Here is a 4,900-nt window from a genome sequence, read left to right as displayed (position 1 = left end):
CGAGGAGCATGACAAAGCCGGTCGATCTCGGCCACCGCATTTCACTTATCGATTTGTATGATCTGCGCATGCCGCAACGCACCGGTACATACGTGCTTCACGAAGAGAACTTGGCAATCATTGAAACGGGGCCGAGCCCGTCGGTGTCGCATTTGCTTGCTGGATTGAAAGCGCTTCATATCGATCCGGCCGAGATTCGCTATATCATCGTCACCCATATTCATTTGGACCATGCGGGCGGCGTTGGGTTGCTTCTTCAGCATTGCCCGAATGCAACGGTCGTCGTCCATCCAAAAGGAAAGCGGCATTTGGCCGATCCGTCGCGGCTCATTGCCGGGGCGAAGGCGGTGTACGGCGCGCAGTTTGAAGCGCTGTTTGACCCGATCGTTCCGGTGCCGGAAGAGCGGCTCATCGTGAAAGAGGACGGGGAAACGCTGGAGCTGAGTGCGGAGCGGACGCTCGTGTTTTATGATACGCCGGGGCATGCCAACCACCATTTCTCCATTTACGATTCGTACAGCCACAGCGTGTTCACTGGCGATACGATCGGCGTCTTTTACCCGCAGTTGCGAGAAGCAGGGCTCAAGTTTTGCCTGCCGTCGACTTCTCCCAATCAATTTAATCCCGCGGAGATGGAGCAGTCAGCCGAGCGGCTTGAGAAGTTGAATCCGTCACGCATATATTTTGGCCATTTCGGCATGCTGGATGACCCGCAGGAGGCATTTCGCCAGCTTCGCCTTTGGCTGCCGAAGTTCGTGGCGGCGGGAAAAGAAGCAATCGACCGCCATCCGGAAGCGCCGGCTGCCGAGCAGGCGAAAATCGCCGCACAAATGTTGCGCAACGATATCACGGCGTTTCTCAATGAGCATGGCGTCCCATCTTCGTCGCCGGCGTATGCGGCGATTGAACTCGATTTGCAAGTGTGCGCGATGGGATTGATCGATTATTGGCATAAACAGCGGTGATCATTCACAGTGTTCTGTTTGCCTAGCCAGGCCGGCTAGGCTTCTTTTGTGGTTGGGCGGTGAAGGGTGAGGCGGCGCCAAGAAAGCCAGACTGCCCATCAACATGCATTTTCCATGTTTCATTGGCCCGATGCGCTTGACCATTTTCAAAGCGGAAGATTTCTCGAAATGAGTATACATATGTTAGAGTTGAGATAGGTCATTGTTTGTTTTTCGGAAGCGTATATGTTGCCAATGGACAGGGGGGAACGGGTGGGTGAAACATAAGCCGCTTATGATGCGCCGCATCGGCATCGTGCTCATCATCGCATCCTTCGTTGTTTGGCTGATCCCTCCCATCGCCCCTTTTCTGCCGTTTTCGGCCGCGGTCAAAGCTTTGATCGTTACGGTTGTCATTGTGGCGGCGGAAATCATGTTTTGGATTGGGGCGTTGTTGGTGGGAAAGGAAGCGGCCGCGAAGCTAAAGAGGCATTGGAACCCGAAAAATTGGAGAATAAAACGGCGGCTGTCGGATCAAACAAATGATGGCGAAGAATGCCAAGACAGATTGCGAGAGATGACAACGATGAAGAAATGAGGTGGTTGCATGCGACGAAGCCCAGTTGCGCTTCTCATAGTCGTTGCCACGCTGTCCGGTGTGCTTTGGCTCGGCGGCCTCGCGCTGGCGGTGCAGGATCAGTTTTTTTCGGCTGCCAACCCGCCGGTTGAGCAGAAACAACCCCGGGCCGATGAAACAAAACGGCATGACGAGGAGATTGATATCGTTGCCCTAGGCGATTCATTGACGAGAGGAACAGGCGATGAGAGCGGAAAAGGGTATGTCGGCTATATGGTTGATGAGCTCCGTCGGCAAACGGACAAACCGATCCGGGTCACGAACTTGGCGGTCCGCGGCCTTCGTTCCGACGGACTGCTTCGCCAACTCGGCCAGCCTGAGATTCAGCGGCAAGTCGCCATGGCAGATCTTATTGTGATGACCATTGGCGGCAACGATTTGTTTCAAGGCGGGGAAGCGCTTCGATTGAACATGAAACAGCTTGATGAGGCGAAACGGCGGTATGTGGCGAACTTAGACCGCATTTTCGCGGCGCTACGCCGTTTCAACAGCGAAGCGGTCATTTTCGCGCTCGGCTTGTACAACCCGTTCAGCGATTTAGGCGATGCGAAACAGACGTCGGCGGTTGTGCGCGACTGGAATTTTGCATCAGCGGAAGTGGCGGCCCGCTACCCGAACGTCGTCGCCGTGCCGACGTTTGACTTGTTTGCCTTGCATGTCAATGACTATTTATATAGCGACCATTTCCATCCGAATGAAGAGGGATACAAGCGGATCGGCGGGCGCGTCGCCTCGCTCATCACATTGACGGAGGAGGACGAGCGATGACCAAACAGGTGATGTTGGCGGTCAAAGAGCTGCGGAAAACGATTCGCGGCAAGGAAATTATTAAAGGCATTTCGTTTGAATTGCATGAGGGGGAAGTGTTCGGCTTTTTAGGGCCGAACGGCGCGGGAAAAACGACGACGATCCGCATGCTCGTCGGGCTCATTCGACCGACGTCGGGGACGGTGGCGATTTGCGGGTATGATCTTCACCGCCAGTTTACCGACGCGATTCGCCAGATCGGCTGCATCGTCGAAAACCCAGAAATGTATCCGTATTTAACAGGCTGGGAAAACCTTGAACATTTCGCCCGCATGATGCCGGGAATTGGTGCAGATCGGATCATGGAAGTGGCGAAGCTCGTCGGGCTCGAACAACGCATTCATGACCGGGTGAGCACGTATTCGCTCGGCATGCGGCAGCGGCTCGGCATTGCCCAGGCGCTGCTTGGAAAACCGAAGGTGCTCATTTTGGACGAACCGACCAACGGCCTTGATCCGGCCGGCATCCGCGAGATGCGCGCCTTTATCCGCTTTTTGGCGGAAACGGAAGGATTGAGCGTCCTCGTGTCATCGCACTTATTAAGCGAAATTCAGCTCATGTGCGACCGCGTCGCCATCATGGCGAAAGGACGGCTGTTGACCGTTGACACGGTTGAGCGGCTGTTAAAGAAACAGGCGCGCGTGGACTGGAAAGCGGCTCCGATCGACAAGGCACGGGCGCTCTTGGCTGAGGAAACCGAGGTGCTGCGGACCGACGAGGAAACGGTCGTCACGCCGTACGAGCCGGACAAGCTCGCTGGTTGGAACGCTAAGCTTGTCCAAGCAGGGGTTTTGGTTTCCAAAATCGAATCGCGGCTGCCGACGCTCGAAGATTTGTTTATCGAGCTGACAGGGGGCGAAACGATTGAGTAAGCTTGTCTACAATGAAATGTTGAAAATCGTCCGCAAAAAGCGGCTGTGGGTGATCGCCGCCATCATTGCGGTGCTTGTTGCCTTGTTTACATACGCCCAATACCGCGAGACGGAAGAGCTTAGAAAACGGCTCGGCACGACGGACTGGCGGACGCAGCTGCAGCAGCAAATCGTCGATTTGCAAAACCGTCTCCAGTCGCCGAGCATGTCGGAAGAATGGCGGAAGTATTTGCAAATCCGCCTCAAGCAGCAGCAGTACTACTTAGAACACAACATTAACCCGTCTGCCCCAGGGGCGCCGACGTTTATGCGCACTTTTATCGAAAACGCCATCGACTTGTTTTTGCCGCTGTTAGTGATGGTCGTGGCTGCCGATTTAGTGTCGTCCGAGGCAAGCGCCGGAACGATCAAGTTGCTTCTCGTTCGGCCGGTTAAACGATGGAAAATATTGTTAAGCAAATATATCGCACTGCTTTTGTCGGTGTCGCTCATTATGCTCATGGCTGCGGTGCTGTCATATGCCATTTCGGGCGTTGTGTTTGGCTACGGCGGCTTCCGCCTGCCGCTATTGACCGGGTTTGTCCCGCAAGGGGAGGAGCTGAATACGGAAAACGTTCATATCATTCCGCAGTGGAAATACATTTTGATCGAGCTCGGGCTGGCGGCGTTTGTCAGCGTCGTCGTCGGCACGCTGACGTTTATGCTTTCCGTGTTGTTGCGGAGCACGGCGGCGGTGATGGGCATCATGCTGGCGGCGTTGATTTCCGGCGCCATTTTGTCGAATATGGTGTCATCGTGGCATTCGGCCAAATATTTATTTATGGTCAATTTGCGGCTCACGGATTACATGAGAGGAACGGCCCCGCCGATTGAGGGGATGACGCTTGGCTTTTCGATGTCCGTGCTTGCCGTCTGGGGGCTTGTGGGGCTTTTTGTCGCCTTTCTTGTTTTTACGCGGCGGGATATATATTAAAGAAGGTGTCCCTAAAGGGGTGGGACACTTTTTCTCATTCGCGTATATACGTATCAACGAACGGTTGGGGTGCGGTATGTTGTACCTTTGTTGAACGAAAAACCACTTTTGGAGACAGTTTCTTTTTTAGTCCAGCCGAAAGCGCTCGTCAAATGCGGCGACGATCGCTCCGTTGGTTGATTGAGCCCTGTATGGTTGGGGTATTCCTCTTTTTTCCTCCGCCTTTTCGTCTGTTGCGGCCGTCATTCGCCCCGTGCCTATCCATCCCGAACGCCAGCGAGCCCGAGCGCGTGATGATTCCAAAGCAATCGCTCGATCGTCGGCCACTGCGTCTCGTCACAGCGGATGAAAAGGACAATTTCCGGCCGTCTATGGCGTTGGCGGCGCGCCGTTTTTCGATTGAGCCACCACTTCAGCAAAAGCCCGTGCCCGATGCCGCCCACCGCTCCGATAATGCCCCAAATGATTGGCCCCCCATGCCAGCACATAGCCGTAAATGGAGCCAAGCAAATAAAGTTTGTTCATGTCGACCGAGCCGCGATAGCTGTCCCAAATGCCGTACATGTAGATGGCGACATAAAACATCAGCCATCGCTCATCAAGCACCGCTTTCGCCTTTTCAAAATCGCCAAGAAGGGAGTATAATATCCCTGTGTTCACGTGCGCG

At 54.5% G+C, this 4,900-nt stretch carries 5 protein-coding genes and 1 pseudogene; 5 read left to right on the top strand and 1 reads right to left on the bottom strand.

What is annotated here, in order from left to right; translation table 11 throughout:
- Positions 1–8: 8 nt before the first annotated feature.
- The 5 genes from GJ1_RS17050 (at position 9) to GJ1_RS17030 (ending at position 4,233) form a co-directional block, all read left to right on the top strand.
- Positions 9–965, top strand: a complete 957-nt coding sequence (locus tag GJ1_RS17050; protein ID WP_066235033.1) for an MBL fold metallo-hydrolase — start codon at positions 9–11, stop codon at positions 963–965.
- 277 nt (positions 966–1,242) lie between these two features.
- On the top strand, positions 1,243–1,542 hold the full coding sequence (locus GJ1_RS17045; RefSeq protein ID WP_066235036.1) for a transporter suffix domain-containing protein: 300 nt from the start codon (positions 1,243–1,245) through the stop codon (positions 1,540–1,542).
- Between the two features lie 9 nt (positions 1,543–1,551).
- A complete protein-coding gene (locus GJ1_RS17040; protein ID WP_066235030.1) occupies positions 1,552–2,349 on the top strand; it encodes an SGNH/GDSL hydrolase family protein in 798 nt (265 codons plus the stop codon).
- Positions 2,346–3,260, top strand: a complete 915-nt coding sequence (locus GJ1_RS17035) for an ABC transporter ATP-binding protein (RefSeq protein WP_066235025.1) — start codon at positions 2,346–2,348, stop codon at positions 3,258–3,260. Before GJ1_RS17040 ends, GJ1_RS17035 begins: the two co-directional genes overlap by 4 nt.
- Positions 3,253–4,233: an ABC transporter permease gene (locus tag GJ1_RS17030; RefSeq protein WP_066235023.1), complete on the top strand. Its 981-nt coding sequence runs from the start codon at positions 3,253–3,255 to the stop codon at positions 4,231–4,233. Before GJ1_RS17035 ends, GJ1_RS17030 begins: the two co-directional genes overlap by 8 nt.
- A 369-nt stretch (positions 4,234–4,602) precedes the next feature.
- On the opposite strand, the pseudogene GJ1_RS17025 reads toward GJ1_RS17030, so the two are convergent.
- Positions 4,603–4,900, bottom strand: a pseudogene (locus GJ1_RS17025) (hypothetical protein); the annotation flags it as partial.

This window comes from Geobacillus jurassicus NBRC 107829 (assembly GCF_001544315.1).
In the GTDB taxonomy this organism is placed as follows: domain Bacteria; phylum Bacillota; class Bacilli; order Bacillales; family Anoxybacillaceae; genus Geobacillus; species Geobacillus jurassicus.
The sequence above is the reverse complement of the archived record's forward strand: the minus strand, read 5'-3'. Positions and strand labels throughout refer to the sequence as shown.